General features: G+C 46.3%; 17 protein-coding genes. 10 read left to right on the forward strand and 7 right to left on the reverse strand.

Translation table 11 applies throughout. The annotated features are described in order from the left end of the window. The first annotated feature begins 78 nt into the window (after positions 1-78). The 7 genes from cmk (at position 79) to O6P32_RS10165 (ending at position 5,379) form a co-directional block, all read left to right on the forward strand. Positions 79-771, forward strand: coding sequence for a (d)CMP kinase (gene cmk / locus O6P32_RS10135; RefSeq protein ID WP_178266010.1), 693 nt, complete (start codon positions 79-81; stop codon positions 769-771). Further along, positions 764-1,627: a 4-hydroxy-3-methylbut-2-enyl diphosphate reductase gene (locus O6P32_RS10140; RefSeq protein WP_178266011.1), complete on the forward strand. Its 864-nt coding sequence runs from the start codon at positions 764-766 to the stop codon at positions 1,625-1,627. Before cmk ends, O6P32_RS10140 begins: the two co-directional genes overlap by 8 nt. Before the next feature lie 78 nt (positions 1,628-1,705). After that, positions 1,706-2,686, forward strand: coding sequence for a 6-phosphofructokinase (pfkA, locus tag O6P32_RS10145; RefSeq protein ID WP_178266012.1), 981 nt, complete (start codon positions 1,706-1,708; stop codon positions 2,684-2,686). A gap of 290 nt (positions 2,687-2,976) precedes the next feature. Beyond that, positions 2,977-3,909, forward strand: a complete 933-nt coding sequence (locus tag O6P32_RS10150; protein WP_269878359.1) for a CsgG/HfaB family protein — start codon at positions 2,977-2,979, stop codon at positions 3,907-3,909. 36 nt (positions 3,910-3,945) lie between these two features. Beyond that, positions 3,946-4,287 carry a hypothetical protein gene (locus tag O6P32_RS10155; protein WP_269878360.1) on the forward strand — a complete coding sequence of 114 codons (342 nt, stop codon included), beginning with the start codon at positions 3,946-3,948 and terminating at the stop codon, positions 4,285-4,287. 13 nt (positions 4,288-4,300) lie between these two features. Further along, positions 4,301-4,663 carry a DUF4810 domain-containing protein gene (locus O6P32_RS10160; protein WP_269878361.1) on the forward strand — a complete coding sequence of 121 codons (363 nt, stop codon included), beginning with the start codon at positions 4,301-4,303 and terminating at the stop codon, positions 4,661-4,663. Continuing rightward, a complete protein-coding gene (locus O6P32_RS10165; protein WP_269878362.1) occupies positions 4,660-5,379 on the forward strand; it encodes a GNA1162 family protein in 720 nt (239 codons plus the stop codon). The genes O6P32_RS10160 and O6P32_RS10165 overlap by 4 nt, the downstream gene beginning before the upstream one ends. Before the next feature lie 360 nt (positions 5,380-5,739). On the opposite strand, the gene O6P32_RS10170 is transcribed toward O6P32_RS10165, so the two are convergent. The 7 genes from O6P32_RS10170 to O6P32_RS10200 all read right to left on the reverse strand — a co-directional run bounded on the left by O6P32_RS10170 (position 5,740) and on the right by O6P32_RS10200 (position 18,541). Continuing rightward, positions 5,740-7,074, reverse strand: coding sequence for an ABC transporter substrate-binding protein (locus O6P32_RS10170; RefSeq protein ID WP_269878363.1), 1,335 nt, complete (start codon positions 7,072-7,074; stop codon positions 5,740-5,742). A gap of 249 nt (positions 7,075-7,323) precedes the next feature. Next, positions 7,324-8,109: an ABC transporter permease gene (locus O6P32_RS10175; RefSeq protein ID WP_178266014.1), complete on the reverse strand. Its 786-nt coding sequence runs from the start codon at positions 8,107-8,109 to the stop codon at positions 7,324-7,326. Continuing rightward, the gene (locus O6P32_RS10180) at positions 8,103-8,900 is read right to left on the reverse strand and encodes an ABC transporter permease (RefSeq protein WP_178266015.1); all 798 of its coding nucleotides are present in this window, start codon (positions 8,898-8,900) and stop codon (positions 8,103-8,105) included. Before O6P32_RS10180 ends, O6P32_RS10175 begins: the two co-directional genes overlap by 7 nt. A gap of 24 nt (positions 8,901-8,924) precedes the next feature. Continuing rightward, positions 8,925-10,310, reverse strand: coding sequence for an ABC transporter ATP-binding protein (locus tag O6P32_RS10185; RefSeq protein ID WP_178266016.1), 1,386 nt, complete (start codon positions 10,308-10,310; stop codon positions 8,925-8,927). A 143-nt stretch (positions 10,311-10,453) separates the two neighbouring features. Further along, positions 10,454-11,551, reverse strand: coding sequence for a methylmalonyl Co-A mutase-associated GTPase MeaB (gene meaB, locus O6P32_RS10190; protein ID WP_269878365.1), 1,098 nt, complete (start codon positions 11,549-11,551; stop codon positions 10,454-10,456). Between the two features lie 159 nt (positions 11,552-11,710). After that, positions 11,711-12,784 carry a DUF1573 domain-containing protein gene (locus tag O6P32_RS10195; RefSeq protein WP_269878366.1) on the reverse strand — a complete coding sequence of 358 codons (1,074 nt, stop codon included), beginning with the start codon at positions 12,782-12,784 and terminating at the stop codon, positions 11,711-11,713. A gap of 126 nt (positions 12,785-12,910) precedes the next feature. Continuing rightward, complete coding sequence (locus O6P32_RS10200) at positions 12,911-18,541, reverse strand: alpha-2-macroglobulin family protein (RefSeq protein ID WP_269878368.1); 5,631 nt, start codon at positions 18,539-18,541, stop codon at positions 12,911-12,913. Positions 18,542-19,073: 532 nt separating this feature from the next. Here O6P32_RS10200 and O6P32_RS10205 point away from each other — a divergent pair. From O6P32_RS10205 to O6P32_RS10215, 3 genes are all read left to right on the forward strand, one after another. Continuing rightward, complete coding sequence (locus tag O6P32_RS10205; protein ID WP_269878369.1) at positions 19,074-19,694, forward strand: hypothetical protein; 621 nt, start codon at positions 19,074-19,076, stop codon at positions 19,692-19,694. Between the two features lie 148 nt (positions 19,695-19,842). After that, positions 19,843-20,286 carry a BT0820 family HAD-type phosphatase gene (locus tag O6P32_RS10210; protein ID WP_269878370.1) on the forward strand — a complete coding sequence of 148 codons (444 nt, stop codon included), beginning with the start codon at positions 19,843-19,845 and terminating at the stop codon, positions 20,284-20,286. A gap of 255 nt (positions 20,287-20,541) precedes the next feature. After that, positions 20,542-21,339: a polysaccharide biosynthesis/export family protein gene (locus O6P32_RS10215; RefSeq protein WP_269878372.1), complete on the forward strand. Its 798-nt coding sequence runs from the start codon at positions 20,542-20,544 to the stop codon at positions 21,337-21,339. The last annotated feature ends 269 nt before the right edge of the window (positions 21,340-21,608 follow it).

The raw sequence follows: 21,608 nt of genomic DNA on the forward strand, positions 1-21,608 counted from the left end.
TGATACAGAAAAACAAGCTTTTCTATCGTAAAAAAGAGTATCTTTGGAGCCTGAATTCAAACATATTATTTATAAGGTATGAAGAAAATCATTATCGCAATCGACGGCTTTTCCTCTTGCGGAAAAAGCACCATGGCTAAAGATCTGGCCAAAGAGATTGGCTATATTTATATAGACAGTGGAGCCATGTACCGTGCCGTAACACTCTACTGCATCGAACATCAGTTATTCGATGAAAAAGGACAAGTGAAAGAAGAAGAACTGAAAGCCCGGATGAACGATATACATATCTCTTTCCGGCTAAATCCGGAAACCCAACGCCCCATGACATATTTAAATGGAATGAATGTAGAAGACCGTATCCGCACAATGGAAGTTTCTTCTCATGTCAGTCCGGTTGCAGCTTTAGGATTTGTACGCGAAGCACTGGTCCGTCTGCAGCAGGAAATGGGAAAAGAAAAGGGTATTGTTATGGACGGACGCGATATCGGTACAGCTGTATTTCCACAGGCCGAACTGAAAATATTCGTGACGGCTTCTCCTGAAATCCGTGCCCAACGCCGGTACGATGAATTGAAAGCCAAAGGTCAGGAAGCCTCTTTCGATGATATATTATATAATGTAAAGGAACGCGACCGTATCGATCAGACTCGTGAAATCAGTCCGCTCCGCCAGGCTGAAGATGCAATTCTTCTCGACAACAGCCACCTGACAATTCAGGAACAGAAAGAATGGTTAAAAACTCAATTTCTAAAAGCCACTCATGCGTAAAGTAGAGATCGATCAGGGTTCCGGGTTCTGCTTTGGAGTAACAGCTGCAATCCAAAAAGCGGAAGAAGAATTGGCAAAGGGAGAAAAACTCTATTGTTTGGGCGACATCGTGCACAACGGTCAGGAATGTGAACGTCTGAAACAAATGGGACTCATTACCATCAACCACGAAGAGTTTGCTCTTCTGAAAAATGCCAAAGTGTTGCTCCGCGCCCATGGAGAACCTCCACGCACTTACGAGATAGCACGCGAAAACCACATTGAAATAATCGATGCAACGTGCCCCGTAGTACTGCGCCTGCAAAAACGAATTAAGCAGGAATACGATGCGACCCCTTCCGACCGGGAAAAACAAATTGTTATCTATGGTAAAAACGGACATGCCGAAGTCTTGGGACTGGTAGGGCAGACTTGTGGAAAAGCCATTGTCATCGAGAAACTGGATGAAGTCAAATCGCTCGACTTCTCCAAAGACATCCGTCTTTATTCGCAAACCACAAAATCGCTGGATGAATTCCGCCAGATTGTAGCCTATATCAAGGAGCATATCTCCCCGTCTGCCACATTCGAATATTACGATACAATCTGCCGTCAGGTAGCCAACCGCATGCCTAATATCCAGAAGTTCGCGTCTGCACACGACCTGGTATTCTTTGTCTGCGGGCATAAAAGTTCAAATGGAAAGATTCTTTTTCAGGAATGCAAAAAAGTCAATCCTAACAGTTACCAGATCGACCAGCCGGAAGAGATAAACAAAGACTTATTAAAAGACGCACAATCCATCGGCATCTGTGGTGCCACATCTACTCCCAAATGGCTGATGGAAGCGTGCAAAAACGTGATAATGAAAGAGTAAAACAAAATATTCTTTTTTGTTTTATTCTTTTATATTTTTAGTAAATTTGCGTCATAGAATTAAACTTATAGTTAACTTATGGGAACAATTAAATGTATTGGTATCCTTACATCGGGAGGTGATGCTCCCGGTATGAATGCAGCGATACGTGCCGTGACACGTTCTGCAATCTACAACGGATTAAAGGTAAAAGGTATTTATCGAGGTTACAAAGGTTTGATTACAGGAGAAATTCAAGAGTTTCAAACACAAAATGTAAGTAACATTATACAGTTGGGAGGTACCATCCTGAAAACAGCACGTTGTCAGGAATTCAAAACTCCCGAAGGACGAAAAGTCGCTTACGAAACCATGCAGCGTGAAGGAATCGATGCGCTGGTAGTAATCGGTGGTGACGGATCACTCACCGGAGCGCGCCTTTTGGCACAGGAATTCGATGTACCGTGTATCGGACTTCCGGGTACTATCGACAACGACTTGTATGGAACAGATACTACCATCGGTTACGATACCGCTTTGAATACAATTCTTGATGCAGTCGACAAGATTCGTGATACAGCTACTTCTCACGAGCGTCTGTTCTTCGTAGAAGTAATGGGACGTGATGCCGGCTTCCTGGCTCTGAACGGTGCCATCGCTGCCGGGGCAGAAGCAGCCATTATTCCGGAATTCAATACAGAAGTCGACCAGTTGGAAGAATTCATCAAGAACGGTTTCCGCAAGTCAAAGAGCAGTTCTATCGTATTGGTAGCCGAAAGTGAAATTACGGGTGGTGCTATGCATTACGCAGAACGTGTAAAGAACGAATATCCACAATACGATGTACGTGTAACCATTCTCGGACACTTGCAGCGCGGCGGACGTCCTACTGCACACGACCGTATCATTGCCAGCCGTATGGGTGTAGCAAGTATTGAAGCTTTGATGGAAGGACAGCGTAACGTAATGATCGGTATTGAAAACGACCAAATCGTATATGTTCCGTTTACCAAGGCTATCAAGAACGACAAGCCTATCGACCGCGAACTGGTTAATGTATTGCGCGAATTGTCAATCTAAAAATTCAATTTTAATCCCTATAAACTGCTATTGTGTATTCTGCACAATAGCAGTTTTTGTTCCTATACCTTCAAGTAAATCTTATCTCCATTTCGTGAAATACACATTTCCATCCAAGTATTCTCATATTTTACATTAATTAAATTTATATCTCTTACTATCATTCTTTTTGTCAGCATAATCTACTTTTTATAAAAAAATGCAGGAAGAAGCTCCAAATTCCCAAAAAATTAATAAATTCGAAATATTCATACATGAAGAATATAAGTTTTTAATAAAAAATTTCCCCTATGACAACACTTAAAAGCATTCTAACTATCTGTTTATTAGCCTATTCTTGTAGCATTATGGCACAAAGGACTACAGAAATTGTAGAGCCCCTCTCACAAGAACAGGAAGAAGGCATGACACTGAAAAGAAAAGTAGCCATCGGGCGCTTCTCCAACGAAACACAATACGCCAAAGGAATTTTCTACGACAGAGAAAATGATCCTATGGGAAAGCAGGCTCTCGATATCCTGTCATCTAAACTAGCCGCTTCGGGAAAATTTCTACTGTTGGAAAGAAGTGATTTGGAAACACTTCTGGAAGAAAGCAACAAAAGTGACAATGCGATTGCGACTTTAGGAGCAGACTATATGATTATCGGTTCAATCACTGAATACGGCCGGAAAAATACCGGTAAAAATAAAGTATTCTCTTCGGAAAAAACTCAGACCGTAGAAGCTGCAGTAGCAATTCGTCTAGTAGATGTTTCTACAGGATTAATCATCTACTCCGATGAAGCCAAAGGGGCAGCGGAACTTACAACCAAAACGACCATGGGACTGGGTGGACAAGCATCTTTCGATGCTACACTGAGCGATAAAGCCATCTCAGAAGCTATCGGACAATTGGTAGAAAACATTATTAATAAATGTACTAATGCACCGTGGAAGACCTACTTCCTGGCTTACGAACCGGATGCCATACTGATAGCTGGAGGACACAGCCAAGGTATTAAAGAAGGAATGACATTCGCTATCAAAACTAAAGGGAAGAAAGTAAAAAATCCTCAAACCGGTATTATCATTACACTTCCCGGAAAGAAAATAGGAGAAGTGAAGGTTATTTCCACCGGAGGAGATACTCCGGAAACCGAGTACTCTTTTGTAGAAGTGAGTGGCACCACAGAAATCAATGCCAACAATATAGGAAACTATATTATTGAAGAATCAAAATAAACAATATCCCCATTTCTAAACCCAATATAAACATCTATGAAGAAGTTTTTAAAAATCATAGCTTTTGCAGCCATTTTCCCTGCTTTTCTTGCAGGATGTAAAGCTCCGGTAGCCCAACAGAGTGGTAAAGAAGATATTGCTTATCTTTTGTTTGTCAGCCCTAATACCTATGCAGGAAAAAAAGTGACTGTCAGTTTAGACAATCAGAAACCGTTCTCGGTACAAGTCGTCAAAGAAAAGAAATCAAAACGAAAAGGAACTCAATATGGAGTAAAAACAGGAGCACGCCACATTAAAGTCTCTTATGAAGGCAAAACCCTATACAATAAGAAAATTTTCATTTCCACTCAAGAAGTAAAACAGATTATCTTACCATAAAACAACTGTGATTATGAAAATTAACACTTTATTGTCTTCTTCAGTAGCTATTGCCTCTATCCTTTTTCTCATCTCGTCTTGTACGACTACTCAAAACCTATATTCCTGGCATGACTATGAAGATATAACTTATCAATACAATAAAAAGCATACCGAAGAGCTGAAGGTCAAAGTATTGGAAGAGTATCAGAATATGATTCAAAAACAAAACGGCATCCGGGCTACAGTACCTCCAGGTATGTATGCAGAATACGGATATATGCTATATAAAACAGGAAAAAAAGAAGAGGGAATCCGCTTTCTGAAAGAAGAGATAAAACTTTATCCAGAATCGGAGGTATATATTTCTAGAATCATCAAACAATTGGAAAAATGAAAAAAACAATTCAACATATCCTTCGTCAATTATTACTCCGACGGATGCTCCCCATCTATTTGCTGGCAACGATGGCTGCTCTATTCACGTCATGTACTACCCCCACTACACTCAGTCAGCAATATCCCAAAATGTACGAAGAAAAACCGCTTACCATAGCTATCATGCCACCTATCAACCAGACTACGCATGCAGAAGCGAAAGATTTCTTCTATACTACCCTGTACATGCCTCTGAGTGAAAAAGGATACTATGTGTACTCTCCCTATCTGACAATGGAGATGTTTCAGCAGGAAAGCGCATACGATGCAGAACTGTTTCTGGAAAAAGATCTTACAGCATTCAGAAATGTATTAGGAGCCGACGCTGTTATGTTCACAGTTATAAAAAACTGGGAAAGAGTAAATATAGGAGGAATGCTTAAGGTAAAAATCGAATACATCCTCCGTTCAACTAAAACCGGAGAAACCTTATACAATAGAGAAGGAGACATTACGGTCGATACCAGCATAAGTAGCGGAGCTGGTGGACTAGGTCTCCTCGTCGACCTGGTGGCTACAGCAATTAATACAGCAGCCACAGACAAGGTTATAGCCGGACGCAAATGCAATGCTTTTGTTCTTTCTGATATGCCGGCTGGAAAATATTCTCCGCTCTACGAAAAAGACCAAAACAACCCCGCCGGAAAGAAAAACGTAAAAGCGACTGTAAAATAGAGCTATCTCTGTTTTCATATCACAGAATTGAAGCCGTCTCAAGAAACTATTTATCTTGAGACGGCTTCAATTTCTTTTCAAATCCAGCTCCCTTGAACCCGGAAAATTCGTAATACCTCAAATATGGTGCATTAATTGTACTTTATCCTAAATCCGGACAAACAACAACAGCAGAAGTCTTCGTTCCTGGAAACAGGAAATAATATAATAGAAAGGTAACAACAAATGCCAAAAGCTTAAATCGACATCATTGGCCGTACAGTTATCGCTGTTGGCTGTAGAGCCGACGTAGATGATTGTACAGCCGACAGCGTCGTTTTAATTCAGCAAATAGAATCATAAACTTACATCCAGAAAGCCTCACGCCTTCATCCGTCTTCTGCGTTTACGGCGTTGCAGATTTTTACGCTTATAGCTAATCCAGCGGCGACGGATTTGCCATCCGCATAATCCTACGACTACAGCCAGAATCAGAATCACAATGCCTCCGCTCAGATTATCCCCTTTCACACGCGACCATATTTCCAGTACATTCACCGTCTTGTCACCAAAATCGCGAATCATTGAACAGCGGGCTATTACCGAACGGTCCGGATACTGTGTATTGCGCAGGCGTACCTTTTGCGCTTCAGCACCGAAGAAATAACTGGCATCAACTTCTTCCAGTGTAGAGTCAATGCAGGCTTCCATGATTTCGGGAGCAGCAATCGAACTCACATACCCGTTTTCCTCCATATTACGCAAGGCAATGTCCGGACGACATAAAAAATTGATGAAGTAACTTGCCGCTTTCGTATTGCGGGCATATTTAGGAATCACCCATCCGTCGTACCACACATTACTGCCTTCCTCCGGAATAGTATAATCCAAATCCACACCTACTGTAGCCGCTTCCTCCATGGCCCACTGAGCATCCCCGCTCCATGTCACGTTTATCCAAGCCTTTTCTTTGGTCATCATCTCTTTACCAAAGTCAGCTTCCCATCCAGCCACATTCGGTTTCAGTAATTTAAGATACTTTTCCACTGTATCCATGGCCGCAGGTGAATAATCGTTCATCAGTTCCGGAACAGTTTTCAGTCCTTCTTTCAGTTCTTTGCGGTGTGCATACAGCATAGCTGTACCGTAAGCATCACGGTAGGCATCCTTCATCAGCAGCTTACCGGCAAAATGTTTATTCCACAGACAGTCCCACGATTTCAGTTCCTCCGGTTTTACATATTTCTTATTATAGAGAATACCTGCAGTACCCCACATGTAACACACTGCATAACGGCTGGCTGGATCATCCGGACGGGTACTCAACTTATCAATCTGTTCCTTGATATACGGAGCTACTCCTTTCATGTAATTGGGCGAATGAGCAAATACCGTATCAATAGGCAACAACAGATTCTTGCGCAACATTCGTTCGATGATGTATTCCGACGGACACACCACATCAAAATCCTCATGCCCTTTTTCAATCTTGGTCAGCATGATTTCGTTGATATCGAACGTCTGATACACAATACTGATATCTTCTCCGGTCTGCTCTTTATAATACTCCTGGAAATCCTCCAGCACTCCTTCGCCGATGTAGTCGGCCCAGTTGTATATTTTCAGTACTTTCTGCCGCGAACCGGTATCGTTGTAACACGCGGTACACAGAGCACACAGCCCCATTATCAGTACAAGTAAATTCAGTTTCTTCATGTTGTTTTTTTAGGTTACGAAACTTTTCAATTGAAAATTGATAACTGGCAATTACTATAGTTCTCTTGTCAGCTCAAGAGTTCATATTAAGTTTGTAAGTTTTTTAGTTTGTAAGTTTGTCAGTTTATTAGTATTCTCAAGCTCAGGAACTTAAAAACTTAAGAACTTAAAAACTCATATTAAGCTTGTTGATATCCTCATACGCAAACTCAAAAACTCAAGAAATCAAAAACTTAAAAACCAGTTTTCTCATCTTTTTTTATCTGCCCTTCTGTTCAGAATAATCAGCAATACCAGAATCACCACAAAAATGATGGCCGAAAGCGGACGCAATTCAGGGGTAAGTCCTCCCTTGCGTGCATCAGCATAAATATAAGTCGACAGCGTTTCCAGCCCCTGATTACCGATGGTAAACACCGTAACGGCAAAGTCATCAATAGAGATGGTCAGTGCCAGCAGAAACCCTGTAATCATTCCCGGACGAATCTCCGGAATAATCACCTTGCGAAGTGCCTGCATCGGAGTTGCCCCCAAGTCCAAAGCAGCCTCATAAAGATTCGGGTTCATCTGTTTCAGTCGCGGAAGCACACTCAACACCACATAAGGCGTACAAAACGTAATATGTGCCAGTACCACAGTAGTAAATCCCTGAGTAATACCCAACGATACAAAAAGCAGGAAAAGTGAAATACCCGTGATAATATCACCGTTCAGAATAGGAATTGTATTGATAAATCCCATCGCCTGCCGTCCGCGAGCCTTCAGATTATAAATACCGATAGCAGCCAGACTACCCAATATAGTAGATGCCGTTGCTGCAATCAGTGCAATGGCAATGGTATTGACAAAGGCATTCACCAGCGAATGATGCGCTCCCGTATCAAACAGCGAAGCATACAGTTTCATCGAAAACCCCGTCCAGTTACCCAGTACCTTGGCTTCGGTAAACGAGTAAATCACAATAATGGCAATCGGTGCATACAATGCCAGCAACAACACCCACAGATATGTCTGTGCAAGAATCTTCTTTACCATACGCCACTTCCTCCTTTATCCGATTCGCGTTCTTCACTGCTGAAAAGTGAAGTTGCCGCAATCAGGAACAGCATAATCAGCGACAAAGCTGCCCCGTAATTCCACAAACTGTTGTTTATATTCTCCTGCATGGTCGTACCGAACAACTTGATGTTGTTCATCGTCAGCAGTTCGGCGATGGCAAAAGTCGAGATAGTAGGCATGAATACCATCATGATACCACTAACCACCCCCGGCATAGAAAGCGGGAATACCACCTTCCAGAACACCTGAAACGAGTTGGCCCCCAAATCCTGTGCTGCTTCAATATAACTTTTGTCCATCTTCTGCAGCGTATTGTAAATAGGGTAAATCATAAACGGAATAAAGTTGTATATCATACCGAATATCAGTGCCCCCTCTCCCAATGGCAAACGGAGGAAATCAAACAGAGCCACCGTAGCCAGCGTACGGATCAGGATATTCACCCACATGGGCAGGATAAACAGCATAATCACCGTCTTGGCATACCCCGAATTGCTCCGACTCAGAATCCATGCCACCGGATAGCCCAACACAATACACCCTATCGTAGTGAGAATGGCAATACCAATCGAATACACAAAGGTATTCACGTCTTCCGGATGTGCCAGAAACTTGCTGAAATTGGCAAGTGTCAGATGACCTGCATCATCCGTAAAGGCATAGACCACAATCAGCACCATCGGAATAATCACGAAAAAGAGGGAAAACAGCAGATAAGGCAGTGTCCAGCTCTTACGTGAAGAAAAGAAAAATCGTAACTTATTCATTTCCGTATGTCGAGAAAAAGAAAATCAGATAATCACACGAATCGCTTCTTTCGGGATAGTAATACCTACACGGTCTCCGTCGTCCCATACATCATTGGTATCGACAAATACATTTTCATCCCAATCGGAGAATACCGTCAGATGATAATGATTTCCCTTGTACAGAATAAACTTCACTTCTCCAGTCAGCATACCGTCCTCTTCGTTGTCCTGCAACACCACCTGATCGAAATCCACTTCCACTTTTACGGCTCCGTTCTCTTGTACCCGACTCATATCCACCGTCGGACATTCGAACTCACATCCCAGAAACTCCACATGTGTTTCATCTATCATGCGCGCTTCAAATGTATTGCAGGTACGCTCTTTCTTCATAATATGAATATCGAAAGGCTTTATCAGCAAACCGACTTCCGTACCCGCTTCAAAAGCATGATAGTCCTGTACTACCATTTCATAATCACCACACAGCACCACCATCTCATAATGCACTCCCTTGAAGATGCACGACTGCACTACACCACGCAACTGTGCCATGTCTGATACCGGGAAAATATACAAGTCTTCGGGACGAATCACCACATCCACCGGCATATTTTCTCCAAATCCCTTGTCTACGCACTCAAACTCATGGTTGCAGAAACGTACGCGGCAATCCTTCACCATCGTTCCGTTCAAGATGTTGCTCTCTCCAATAAAGTCGGCTACAAACGAGTTGATCGGTTCATTATAGATATCTGTCGGTGTACCAATCTGCTGAATCTTACCCTCGCTCATTACTACGATGGTATCACTCAGTGTCAGTGCCTCTTCCTGATCGTGTGTCACATAAATAAAGGTAATTCCCAGACGGCGGTGCATTTCCTTCAACTCCATCTGCATATCCTTACGCATCTTCAAGTCCAGTGCAGCCAGCGGTTCATCCAGCAACAACACTTCCGGCTCATTCACAATGGCACGGGCTATTGCTACACGCTGCTGCTGCCCTCCCGACAGAGAATTCACATCACGATATTCGTAATCCGTCATTCCCACCATCTTCAGCGCAGCCTTCACTTTCTTCTCCATTTCAGCCTTCGGCATCTTCTTCAGTTTCAGACCAAAAGCAATGTTATCATACACATTCAGATGCGGAAACAGCGCATATTTCTGAAACACAGTATTCACCGGTCGCTTGTGCGGCGGTGTCTGCGTAATTTCCTTTCCGGATATACGTATTTCTCCTTCCGAAGCAGTCTGAAAACCAGCTATCAGTCGCAACAGCGTAGTCTTTCCACATCCGGACGGTCCCAGAATCGTTACAAATTCACCCTTTTTAACCGAGAGGTTAATATGATCCAATGCAGTCTTTTCTCCAAAAAACTTGGATACATCCTTTACCTCAATAATAGACATGTTCTCGTTTTGCATTAATCCAGTTCAATATTTATGGGGGCAAAGTTACATATATTATTCACCAAAAGCACCATAATCAGCTTATTTTCGATAAAATATTCTAATTATGGTGCTTTTTGCGTATAATTATGCGATAAATGAATCTCTTCTTTTCCTTTTTATTTCATTTCCTCAAAATAAGTATCGAGCAGTCGCTTGGCTGCCGCAAACGAGGTAGCCCGTCCGTTCAGTACTTCCTGTTCCTGTCCGGCCAGCATAGCCGCTATTTTCTCATTCTGATAGAAACTGTCGCGCAGATGTTCGTTGATGGTTTCATACATCCAATACTTAGCCTGTTCGTTACGACGGTGTTCAAAATATCCATTGGCCTTCACAAAGTCGAAATACTTGTACACCATGTCCCAGATTTCCTCTACGCCGATGTTATAGAATCCGGAATACGTCATCACCTGCGGTGTCCATCCCGACTCGGGTGCCGGAAACAGATGCAGTGCGTTACGGAAATGAGCCGCAGCCAACTTAGCCTTTTCAATGTTATTCCCGTCTGCCTTGTTGATAACAATTCCGTCTGCCATCTCCATAATACCACGCTTTATTCCCTGCAGTTCATCTCCGGTACCTGCCAGTTGAATCAGCAGGAAGAAGTCCACCATCGAGTGTACAGCTGTCTCACTCTGTCCCACTCCTACAGTTTCTACAAAAATCTTGTCGTAACCGGCAGCTTCACAAAGAATAATCGTTTCACGGGTTTTTCTCGCCACACCTCCCAGCGATCCGGCCGAAGGACTGGGGCGGATAAACGCATCCGGATGAACCGACAACTTTTCCATACGGGTTTTGTCACCCAGAATACTACCTTTCGAACGTTCACTACTAGGGTCGATAGCCAGCACAGCCAGTTTCCCGCCTTTTTTCAGTACATGCAGTCCGAAGACATCAATCGATGTACTTTTTCCGGCTCCTGGTACTCCACTGATTCCCACTCGTACCGAATTTCCTGAATACGGAAGACATTTTTCAATCACCTCCTGCGCCAGTGCCTGATGCTCGGGACGCAAACTCTCCACCAGCGTAACGGCCTGACTCAATATCGTGACATTTCCTTTCAGAATACCTTCTACATATTCTCCTGCAGAAAACTGCCGTCTTTGCGGACGCTTTCTGTTCTTCAGATAAGGATTTACCGTTGCAGGCTGTTCTATGCCTTTATTCACGGTCAGTCCTTTGTATTCTTCACTGTTTTCCGGATGGTCCATAGCTTTTTGTTTTTATTTTTAGTTAACAAGGGGCAATTTAAGTTTTTAAGTTTTTGAGTTCGTAAGTTAGTAGGTTTTTAAGTTGGTGAGTTTACAAAACGCTTCCAATTGACAGTTTATAACAAACTTAAAACTCAAAAACTTAAAAACTCAAACCAACTATCTCAAACTCGCCTTCACCCTCACGGTTATCTTCGGATGCTGCGGGTCATTTGTAATCATCAGAATACGCTGTGTACCTCTCACACGTGACAGGTTCTTGGCTAATACAGTCACTTTCATCTTGGTCGACTCACCCGGTTTCAGCACACGCTTCTTCAAATTCACCGACAAAGCCATACTGAACACCTGCATATCCTTGATTACCAGGTCAGTCTTTCCTGTATTTGTAATCACAACCGTCTGCGACTTCTTCTGAGTCGGCTTCAGATTCAGATATTCCAGTTTTTGTGTAGAAAGTGAAATAACCGGTGGATTCTGTTTTTCGTACTCGCTCATTGAAGAGAAGTCGGGCAACAATACAACCGATACCGGAATCTCATTTTCACTACCCACCTTGTCACCCAGGAAGCGCGACAAGTACACCGATGCACGGGTAATACCCAATGCCGGCAGTTTTTCCGTATCCAGCGTCACCTCTATCTTTCCACTCTTGTTACGTCCTATCACCTCCGGAGTCGACTTCACACTCAGGTACGGAGGCAAATGCATCAATACCGGAGTATATGGTTTGTTCGATGTATTGGCCACCAGAATTTCAAACACCGGCTTGTCACCTCGGTTCACATCATCAAACTCTATCTCTTCCTTATCCAGACGGATGGCTCCGAAAGCAATCGGATGGGTAAAGGTAAAGTTTTTCGGATCGGCAGTTACTTCTCCGTTGAATTCCAGATACAAAGGCATCGGCGAAGCATTGCAGTACACTCCCACTTCCTTATAGAAACGTCCTATCGCCTCTGCATCAAACACAGCCGTTACCGTACCTTTTCCTCCTGCCGGAATCGGCTCTTCCGTCCATGTAGCCTTTGTACATCCGCACGAAGTCGTCACGTTCGAAATCACCAGCGGTTTATCTCCCGTGTTGGTAAAAGCATAGGTCACCGTTACCGGATTTCGCCACAATACGTAACCCAAATCCTGCTGTTCACGGTCGAAAGTTATCTTAGGTTGTGCCTTCCCTGCCAGGGCCACAGCACTCCATATCATCAATAAGAATAAAATACGTTTCATCTGTTTCTCTTTCTATATATTTTACAAGATAGTGAGCAGTCAAATCCCCAAGCCAAAAACCAGCATTGGAATAAAAGAACTGACAAACCGCTCCTGTCCTGTGTTTGCGCAAAGATAGAGAGAAAATCAATCACCGCAAAAAGTTACAGTCAGTTTCTCCGTTCCCGTATGCGCGGCAAACTCCGGTGCATAAACCGACTGTACCGAAGCCATACCTGCCCTGTACGTACCGCTACGGTCGATATATACGTCATACTCCAGCACGTAAGTACCTTTTCTCATCCGGTCGATAAAAAACTCGGTCGATGCGTCACGGCTTACCCGGTAGCATCCCGTACCACCGATGCGGCAATATCCCGACAACTGTTCCACCGGCTCCATGCAGGCAGCCCGTTCATCCTTCACCCGTACAAAGTCCATGTCGCGGTCGGCACGCACCGTCAGTCTCACCGTCAACTTGTCTCCCGGTTTCAGCACCGTCTGTCCGTCTGCCGGCTTTCCCTCTTTCCGATACTCCCGGTCTACATACAGTCCGTGCCCCTCATCTGCCTTCAGCCGGTCCATCTGTTCCGTATATTGTGCATACACGGCTCCCCAGCCTATACCCTTTCCGGTCTTTTCCACTATCACACGGTCCACCTTGGTCTCCTTGCCTTCCCAGCTCCGGCGCACATAGCCTAAAGCATCCTGTGGGGTTTCCCATATCGTCTTGCCCACGGTCGCCTTCATCTGTCCGGCTTCCTCCATCCGATGTTCTCCGCCACACAAGAACGCATACACCGCATCCGCCGTAGCAATCGGAGTCTCCCATGCCTGTACCTGCTTCTGCTTCAGCAGCCACAATTTCATTTCTCCCTCCATCCGTTCGTCCGGAGCCAGCCGGTGAATCGCTTCCAGGGCAGCCGTCTGGGTAGGAATCCGGTAACTGCTCCACGAATAGGCCGCCTTCGGTGTGTCAAAGTAGCGTCCCATCTCCTTGCTGTACACCGTATACTCTTTTACAGACTGCATCAGCTCTGCCGCCTTCCGGGTTCTGCCGCAAGCCTGCATCACTATCGCATGCATCGCTTTTTCATAAATGCCATACACCTTCTGCTCTTCCACCCGGTCCAGTATCCAGTCCACTTTCTTCTGCTCCGGCAGACTCACTTTATCCGGGCACAAAGCCTGCATATACAGCCAGCGTACCGTCTCCGTACGGGGAACTGCCTTACCCTTTCCTTCCTTCTCCATTTTCCGAAGCTCCTCATACTCTTTCTCCACCTCTGCCTTCAGGTAATTCATGGCCCGCACATACATCGGTTCCGCTCCCAGCTCCAGTTTTCCGGTCAGCGCATACAGCCGGCTCAACAGTTCGGCAATCTGTGTCGTCACATACAGATTCCCTTCCATGCCGCGGTACCAGCTCCACGAACCGTCTTCTCGCTGCAAGCCCTTCAGTTTTTCCACTGCCGTCCTCAATTCCTGTTCCCGGATGTTCCGGTCGAACAGCCGGACTATCTGTCTCCGTTGTTCCGTTTCCTTCATCGCTTCTGCCAGCCAGGGCATTTCCTCCTCCAGCAACCCTTTCAAGTCGGCATTCTGCTCCAGCGGACTCTGTGTATGCTCGTCCAGTGTCCCCGCAGCTTCCCAAGCCTTCCATACCTCTTCGATACGCGGATTCAAATCCACAAGATGCGCAGCCAGACTCTGTGCATAGTACGCCGAAGCCCAGGCAATCGCATCCTCCGAAGCCGGATTCCCCAATGCCGGCAAAGCCTGTACCACATACCAGTCCGGATTGGCTGTCATCTCCACCGTCAGTCTTCTGTCGGCAGCTGTCTCGCTCTGTCCGTTGAACAAATCCTCCGTCTTTATCACCAGCGTATCCGCTCCGTCCAGTTGCAGCGGAACTGTTTCCGTTACCCACTGCTTGTCGGTCAGCACCGGCAGATACCGCTGCTCGCCGTCGGTATGCGCACCGGCTTCCGCCACCACCTTGCACACCAGTACCTCATGGCGTCCGCCAGCCTCAAAATCGAAATACACCTGTCCGGTTTCTCCCTTTGCCGTACGGAATTTCTTTTTGGCAGAAAAGACCACCTTGTCCGTCATCGGATCGGTCAGTTGCAGACGAACTGTCCCTTTCACCTCTTCTTCCGACAAATTCACCAGCGATACCGCCACCTGTGCCCGGTCGCCGGCACGCACAAAACGCGGCAAGTTAGGCTGCACCATAAACGGCTTCGAAGCCACCACCGTATCCGTCATCAGTCCGTAGTCCATAGCTTTTGTATGAGCAAATCCCATCCACTTCCAGGTCGTCAGGGCATCAGGCAACGTAAATACCATGCTCACGACCCCTGCCGAATCCGTACGCAGTTGCGGATAGAAGAAAGCCGTCTCGGCAAAGTTCGTTCTCAGCGGCATGTCTATCGGAGCATCCGGTCCTTCTGCCGTTGCCTCTCCATTTCCTCCTACCGGCACCATTTCCTCCTCAAAGACCACATCCGTCAACTTCGCATTCTTCGGTGCCGCATATTTCACTTCCACCGCATTTCTCGAAAACGCCGGCCTTGCCAATACACAATCTTCCGTAATCTGAACCGTTTCTTCATAATCGCCGAATGTCGGTTTCCACAGCCTGCTGTAGTCTCCCCACTCATCCAGCCTCAGTCCACTACCTGCATAATGGTATGCAAACGGCACATACATTCCCGCACGCTGTCCGTTCCACATCGTTCCCGTAAACACATACGGCACTGCACGGTTAAAATGCAGTCCGAATCCCCAGCTATGTCCGTACAGTCTGTCTAGCGAAGCATCATACAGCACTGCCATCACATTGGCACGCACCGGCTTGCCGTCCTTGTCCACAATCTGCATCCGCCATTCCTCCTGTGTGCCCGGAGTCAGACGGTCGCGGAAAGTCTCCCACTTCATCCGGAGCTGCTTCTCCGGTTCGGGACGTACCAGACGCTCCTGGCGGCTGTGCCATACCCCTTTCTTCATAAAGGCCATGTTCACTATCACCCCGTCTCCATACTCCTTCCGGTACGGATACGACAATTTCACCACCTCGTTGCTCAGATTCATCCGTTCCGATCCGACGCGTCCCTCTTCAGTATACACATCTACAAACAGATACACACTGTCTTCGCTGCTTCCCACATACAGATCCACCGCATTCTCCTCGCTCCACGGTCCCTTTTCATCCCGGTAAAACCATTCCGTTGCCACTACCGGCATCCGTCCCGTATGCAGCGAGCACCACACAAAGTCCTGCTCCGTCTTCCCTTCTCTTCCGGCTTCATCACAGGCCGATGCCTCCATCCGGTACATACCGTCGGGCAAGTTCCACACAGCGGCAGGCGAGAACGCTTCCTGTGCCTTCCGCTTCCCTTCGTACACCAGCTTTCCTTTCTTTCCGTCTTCTCCCCGTTCAAACACCCGGAAAGTCACCTCCGTATCCACCGGCATTCCGTTCAGGTTCTGTACCCGGAAGACCATCTCTTCCTTCTTCTCCCGCACCATTGTTTCGCGCAGTCCCTCTATCTGCAGTCCGATGGAACAACTGCCCACCGGCAGCACCATCTGTCCTGCCTGGGTTTCTCCGGCTCCGTCGGTCACCTCCGCCTTCAGCGTATACGCATAATAAAAATAGGATCCTTTCCGGAACATTTCACTCTCCGGACGGGTAAGACATACCTCTACAGCAAACCGTCCTTCGGCATCCGTCCTTACCGTTCCATGCTGAATCTCCTCTCCCTGTCCGCCGGGCATCCAGAACCAGCGCATGGCACGCGTCATACGGAAGTCCACCTCCGCATTCCGCACCGGCGCCCCCGCAAAAGTCAGTGCCCGTCCTTCCACGCGCAGACTGTCCCCCCAGGTATACGCCTTTTCCACCGGTGTAAACGTCACCTCAAAAGTCGGCCGTTTATATTCTTCTACCTTTATATAAGCCGAAGTTCCGAAAGCCTTCACCAGTGCCTCTCCCGGAAGCACCTGTTGCGGCAACACCAGTTCCGCAGCAAACGTACCCCATTCATCGGTACGCACAGCCGTTTTCTTCCATTCCTTTCCGTGCAGCACCAGCACCGCTTCATCCGTCTCGTTGGCAGCCACCTGCAACGAGTCCCCCCGCTGCCGGTATACCACACCCGATACCCGTACCGTCTGTCCCGGCCGGTACAGCGAACGGTCGGTAAAGAGCGATGTCCTTCTTCTCCATTCCTTTTCTGAGGCTACTGTCTGCCTGTACAAAGACAGAGACCCGATGGCCATAAAGTCATTCCCCGGAGTCCGCACATTGCACAATAGCTCCCTGCCCTCCGGCACTTCTATCCGTACACTTCCTCTTTCGTCCGCCTTGTCCGTCTTCTTCACCAGATACGTACCGTTCTTCTCCTCATACATCACCAGTTCCGCGCCCGGCACCGGCTGTCCGGTCCGCTTGTCCACTGCTACCACCTCATAACAGTTTTTTTCAGCCGTCAAAGCCACACACTGATAAGGCGACACATGCAACACCGTATAATCCACCTTCTCCGCATACCCTTCAGGCGCTGTCTTCAGCAGATAAATCCCCGGCTCCGGCATTCTCCAGCGTATCACCGTATCCGTCTGCCGGAAATCCTCCGTCGGCTTCAGCTGCCAGCGCTGCACCTCGGTCCGCTTTCCAAACTTCTTAACCCATCGTTTATACTCGTCCTGCCGGTTATTCTCTACTTCCAGCGGAGTCAGATTCAGGCGATACACCTCCATCCGCAGTGCTGTCAGATTCTTGTAAGTCACCCTCAGTTCCGCTTCCTCCTCCGGATACACAAACGGAATCTCTACCTGCAGCGCCGGTGTTTCTATCCGTTCCATCACCCCTTTCAGCGCCTTCACCGTTTCAGCCTTGGGATACCTCTTCCATCCCTTCTCCGCAGTCTGGTATGCCTTCCGCAAGTCCCCTTCCTGTTCATACAGCAAAGCCCGTCTCAGATACACCTCTGCACACACTTCCAGATCGGCAAACTCCCGGCTCCATTTCTCCAGCAGACTGCCATACTCCTCTCCGCTCAGCCGGAAACGCTCTCTTGCCACTCCACGCTGTGCCTGCCATTCCGCCTTTGCCAGTTGTGTAATCAGGAAGCCCTCCCGGTTTCCGTTCCCGTAAAAAGCCAGCAGGTCATCATACATCCGTACAATCTCCTCCTGCACCTTCTCCATCCGGTTCCATCGCCATGCCCCGTTCAAGGCACGTATTGCTTCCCTGGTCAGCAGGTCGTACATCGAGTCACCCAGATAGCGTTCACTCAATTTTCCCGTCTGTGTCATCGGTACAAAGTCGGCAGCCGAAGCACCCTTCAGCACCTCCTTCGGCGCCAACGAACGTCTGAAATACACCAGTGCGCTGTCCACATCCTCTTCCCGTCCCTGTTCCGCCAGTCTGCTTCCCAGGAGACTGTAGAGCACCGCCTTTCCCAGCGGCTCCGTTTCCTTCTCCGCCCAGTCCTCCAGCTGTTTCCGGTCCACCGGAATACTGTCCGGAGCAATCATTCCCCTATATTGTGCCCGCATCAGCCAGGCTTTCATCATCTGCGGCAAATTTCTTTCCGTCTCCGCCCTGGTATAAATCTTGTCCAACACCCCGATTACCGACTTCGGCAAATCCTTCTGTTGCAAGGTTTCCACTTCTTTCCACCATGCTGTATAAGTCTGTGCCCACGAAAAAAGCGGGAAAAGGGCAAGCAGTAAAAAAGCCCTTATTTGTTGTCCTCTTGTCTTCATATCCTTTTGTTTTTGGTTTCACAATCTCCCGGACCGATTCCCATTTTTCCCTTCCGAAGAAGAAAAATAATCCGGTAGTCTTTTATAAAGAAATGGAATTTTCCCCAAAATACGGCGGTTTTTATCTTAAATAAGGCTAAACACAAGATTTTTCCCACTCATTCAATTATTTTGACAATAAAAAAGCGCGCCTCTGTTTAAGAGGTGCGCTCTCACAGCCGAACAAGCGGTCATTTTCTGGCGCAAATATACATTTTTTCTTTGATTTCTCGTGTAAGAGTAGACTTTTAGCCCTTGAATATTAGTCTTTATTTACAATTTAGGTCTTTAAGTTACATAACTATGAATTATCATCTGTCGGAATAGGGGCACCTCTTAAACAGAAGTACTCCCGGACCCATTTTCTACTTGCGAAAAAACAGAATTGATTCCCAGTAAATTAAACGCACTGGGGAGGAGAGAAAGGTATATCCTTCTATCTTTTAACAAACCTAAACTAAGTAAATCAAACCTACAAAGAAATCTGTACAAAATGTCATTCATTTCCTCCACCCTTGTGGAATTTGAACAATCGGACCTTATTCCCGTAGAATCCGGAAAGCTTCTTGCGCAAATGCGGAAGATGAAAGCTTTCTATTACGAGCTGTACGACTCGTTTCTGAGAGGAGAAAAATACATCGTCCGTTACATGTTCTATACCCTCTCTGCAGTGAAACGGGTCACCCGTGCACAGCTTCGCAAGCAGTTTGCAGCCATCAGCCGGAAAGCCGAATCGGTTCTTCCCGAAGATATGCAGACTTTGCAGGAAGAAGTTGGGGGAAGGGAGATTGTGCTCTATACAGACGGAAGCTTTTCACAGGAAGAGGCGCTCCAGAGCCTCCGTCAGGCAGGACTGCCACAGCCCGTACAAATCTTCACGGAGACCGAAGCCGGCACCTTGCCCGAGCTCAAGAAAGCCGTCTTCTATGCCTTCCGCAAAGACGCCTTTCTCCTGCTGGCACACAACCCCGAGCTGCTCAGCCAGCCCCTCTTCTATCAGATTGTGGAAGAATATCAGATCCCTCTGCGAAGCCTCACCTTCCCCTGGATGTGCCGCAGAAACCTCAAACTCATGCAGGCGATGACTCTTTATCAATTGACAGTTGACAATTGATAGTTGACAAGGGGACAAGTTGACAAGGGAACAAGAACAAGCCTCGTCAACTCGTCACCTGATACCTTGTTGACTAACTTAAAAACTTAAGAACTTACACAAACGCCTCGTCAACTAACTTAAAAACTAAAAAACTTAAAAACTCAACATGATCATAGCCATCGATTTCGACGGAACACTAGTCGAACACAAATACCCGGAGATTGGCAGGGAAATACCCTTTGCCTTCGAAACCCTGCGCCGGTTGCAGCAGGACAGGCACCGTCTCATTCTTTGGACCGTACGCGAAGGACGGCTGCTCGACGAAGCACTCGCCTTCTGCCGCGAACGAGGCATCGAGTTCTATGCCGTCAACCGCGACTACCCCGAAGAGGAAAAAGGAGCCAACCGTCACTATTCGCGCAAGCTCAAGGCAGACCTCTTCATCGACGACCGCAACCTCGGAGGACTGCCCGACTGGGGAACCATCTACGAAATGGTCACCCAAAAACTCTCCTACGAAGACCTCATGCGCAAATACGAAGAAGAAAGCTACTACGATCCCCCCAAAAAGAAAGGGTTCTTTGCCAGAGTATTCGGAAAACAGAAGTAAAGGAAACAAGTTGACAAGGGAACAAGAGATTATGAGTTTCTTAGTTCTTGAGTTTGTAAGTTTGAGAACACCAACCAACTTAAAAACTTAATATGAGTTCTTGAGTTTATAAGTTTTTTAGTTGGTTAATCTCAAAACAGTAATAAACCAAAAACTTATACACGCAAACTTATAAACTAAAGAACTTAAAAACTTATACTAATAACTGCCTCGTCAACTAACTCAAAAACTAAAAATCTAAAGAACTTTAAAAATATGAAGCTAAAACATTTTATCCTAATCGCTACAACCGGTATCTTTCTGGCAGGATGTTCCTCTTACAAGAAAGTACCCTACATGCAGGATCCCGAAACCGTAAACTCCTACGGAAAGGAAATTCCTCTCTACGATGCAAAGATTATGCCCAAGGATCTGCTGAGCATTACGGTCAATACCACAGACCCACAAGCTGCAGCTCCTTTCAACCTTACAGTACAAACCCCACTCAACGCAGCCATTGCAAACATTAACGCTACTACCCAACCCTCCCTGCAACAATATCTAGTTAATAATCAGGGAGAAATCGACTTCCCTGTATTGGGAAAACTCAAGGTAGGCGGTATGACCAAAAATGAAGCCGAAGCCCTGATTCGGGAAGGCCTTAAACCGTATCTGAAAGAAACTCCCATCGTCACTGTACGCATGGCAAATTACAAGATTTCAGTATTGGGTGAAGTCACTCGACCGGGTACCTTTACCGTATCCAATGAAAAAGTCAATGTACTCGAAGCCCTTGCCATGGCAGGCGATATGACCGTATACGGTGTACGCGACAATGTAAAACTCATTCGTGAAGACGCACTGGGAAAACGTGAGATTGTAATGCTCGACCTCACCAAGTCCGACATTGTACTCTCCCCTTACTTCTATCTGCAACAGAACGACATCCTGTATGTCACTCCCAATAAGACCAAGGCCAAAAACTCTGAAATCGGTAATACCACCAGTGTCGTTATCTCGGCCACCTCTATCCTGGTATCCATTGCCAGTTTGATTGCTACGCTTGTAAAATAATTTTTTAAGTCAACAAGGTATCAGGTAACAAGTTGACGAGGCCTTGTTTCCTTGTCAACTGAAACCTCGTTATCTGAAAAACAAACTCAAAAACTTAAAACAATCTTATGAACGAAAACAACCTATTCGATACACCGGAACAGAAAGAGGAAGATTTTAACCTCTACCGCGTGATTTTCAAATATCTTATCTACTGGCCCTGGTTTGTAGCCAGTGTCATAATTTGCTTAGGCGCAGCCTTTGTATACATGCGTTTCCAAACACCGGTC

Source organism: Phocaeicola acetigenes (assembly GCF_027529745.1).
GTDB lineage: Bacteria > Bacteroidota > Bacteroidia > Bacteroidales > Bacteroidaceae > Phocaeicola > Phocaeicola acetigenes.

Excerpts from the sequence above, each read along its gene's own strand:
- O6P32_RS10205 (WP_269878369.1), top strand. The coding sequence starts at position 19,074 with ATGTCATTCATTTCCTCCACCCTTGTGGAATTTGAACAATCGGACCTT.
- cmk (WP_178266010.1), top strand. The coding sequence starts at position 79 with ATGAAGAAAATCATTATCGCAATCGACGGCTTTTCCTCTTGCGGAAAA.
- O6P32_RS10155 (WP_269878360.1), top strand. The coding sequence starts at position 3,946 with ATGAAGAAGTTTTTAAAAATCATAGCTTTTGCAGCCATTTTCCCTGCT.
- O6P32_RS10180 (WP_178266015.1), bottom strand. The coding sequence starts at position 8,900 with ATGAATAAGTTACGATTTTTCTTTTCTTCACGTAAGAGCTGGACACTG.
- O6P32_RS10150 (WP_269878359.1), top strand. The coding sequence starts at position 2,977 with ATGACAACACTTAAAAGCATTCTAACTATCTGTTTATTAGCCTATTCT.
- pfkA (WP_178266012.1), top strand. The coding sequence starts at position 1,706 with ATGGGAACAATTAAATGTATTGGTATCCTTACATCGGGAGGTGATGCT.
- meaB (WP_269878365.1), bottom strand. The coding sequence starts at position 11,551 with ATGGACCATCCGGAAAACAGTGAAGAATACAAAGGACTGACCGTGAAT.
- O6P32_RS10215 (WP_269878372.1), top strand. The coding sequence starts at position 20,542 with ATGAAGCTAAAACATTTTATCCTAATCGCTACAACCGGTATCTTTCTG.
- O6P32_RS10195 (WP_269878366.1), bottom strand. The coding sequence starts at position 12,784 with ATGAAACGTATTTTATTCTTATTGATGATATGGAGTGCTGTGGCCCTG.
- O6P32_RS10210 (WP_269878370.1), top strand. The coding sequence starts at position 19,843 with ATGATCATAGCCATCGATTTCGACGGAACACTAGTCGAACACAAATAC.
- O6P32_RS10165 (WP_269878362.1), top strand. The coding sequence starts at position 4,660 with ATGAAAAAAACAATTCAACATATCCTTCGTCAATTATTACTCCGACGG.
- O6P32_RS10200 (WP_269878368.1), bottom strand. The coding sequence starts at position 18,541 with ATGAAGACAAGAGGACAACAAATAAGGGCTTTTTTACTGCTTGCCCTT.
- O6P32_RS10185 (WP_178266016.1), bottom strand. The coding sequence starts at position 10,310 with ATGCAAAACGAGAACATGTCTATTATTGAGGTAAAGGATGTATCCAAG.
- O6P32_RS10170 (WP_269878363.1), bottom strand. The coding sequence starts at position 7,074 with ATGAAGAAACTGAATTTACTTGTACTGATAATGGGGCTGTGTGCTCTG.
- O6P32_RS10175 (WP_178266014.1), bottom strand. The coding sequence starts at position 8,109 with ATGGTAAAGAAGATTCTTGCACAGACATATCTGTGGGTGTTGTTGCTG.
- O6P32_RS10140 (WP_178266011.1), top strand. The coding sequence starts at position 764 with ATGCGTAAAGTAGAGATCGATCAGGGTTCCGGGTTCTGCTTTGGAGTA.
- O6P32_RS10160 (WP_269878361.1), top strand. The coding sequence starts at position 4,301 with ATGAAAATTAACACTTTATTGTCTTCTTCAGTAGCTATTGCCTCTATC.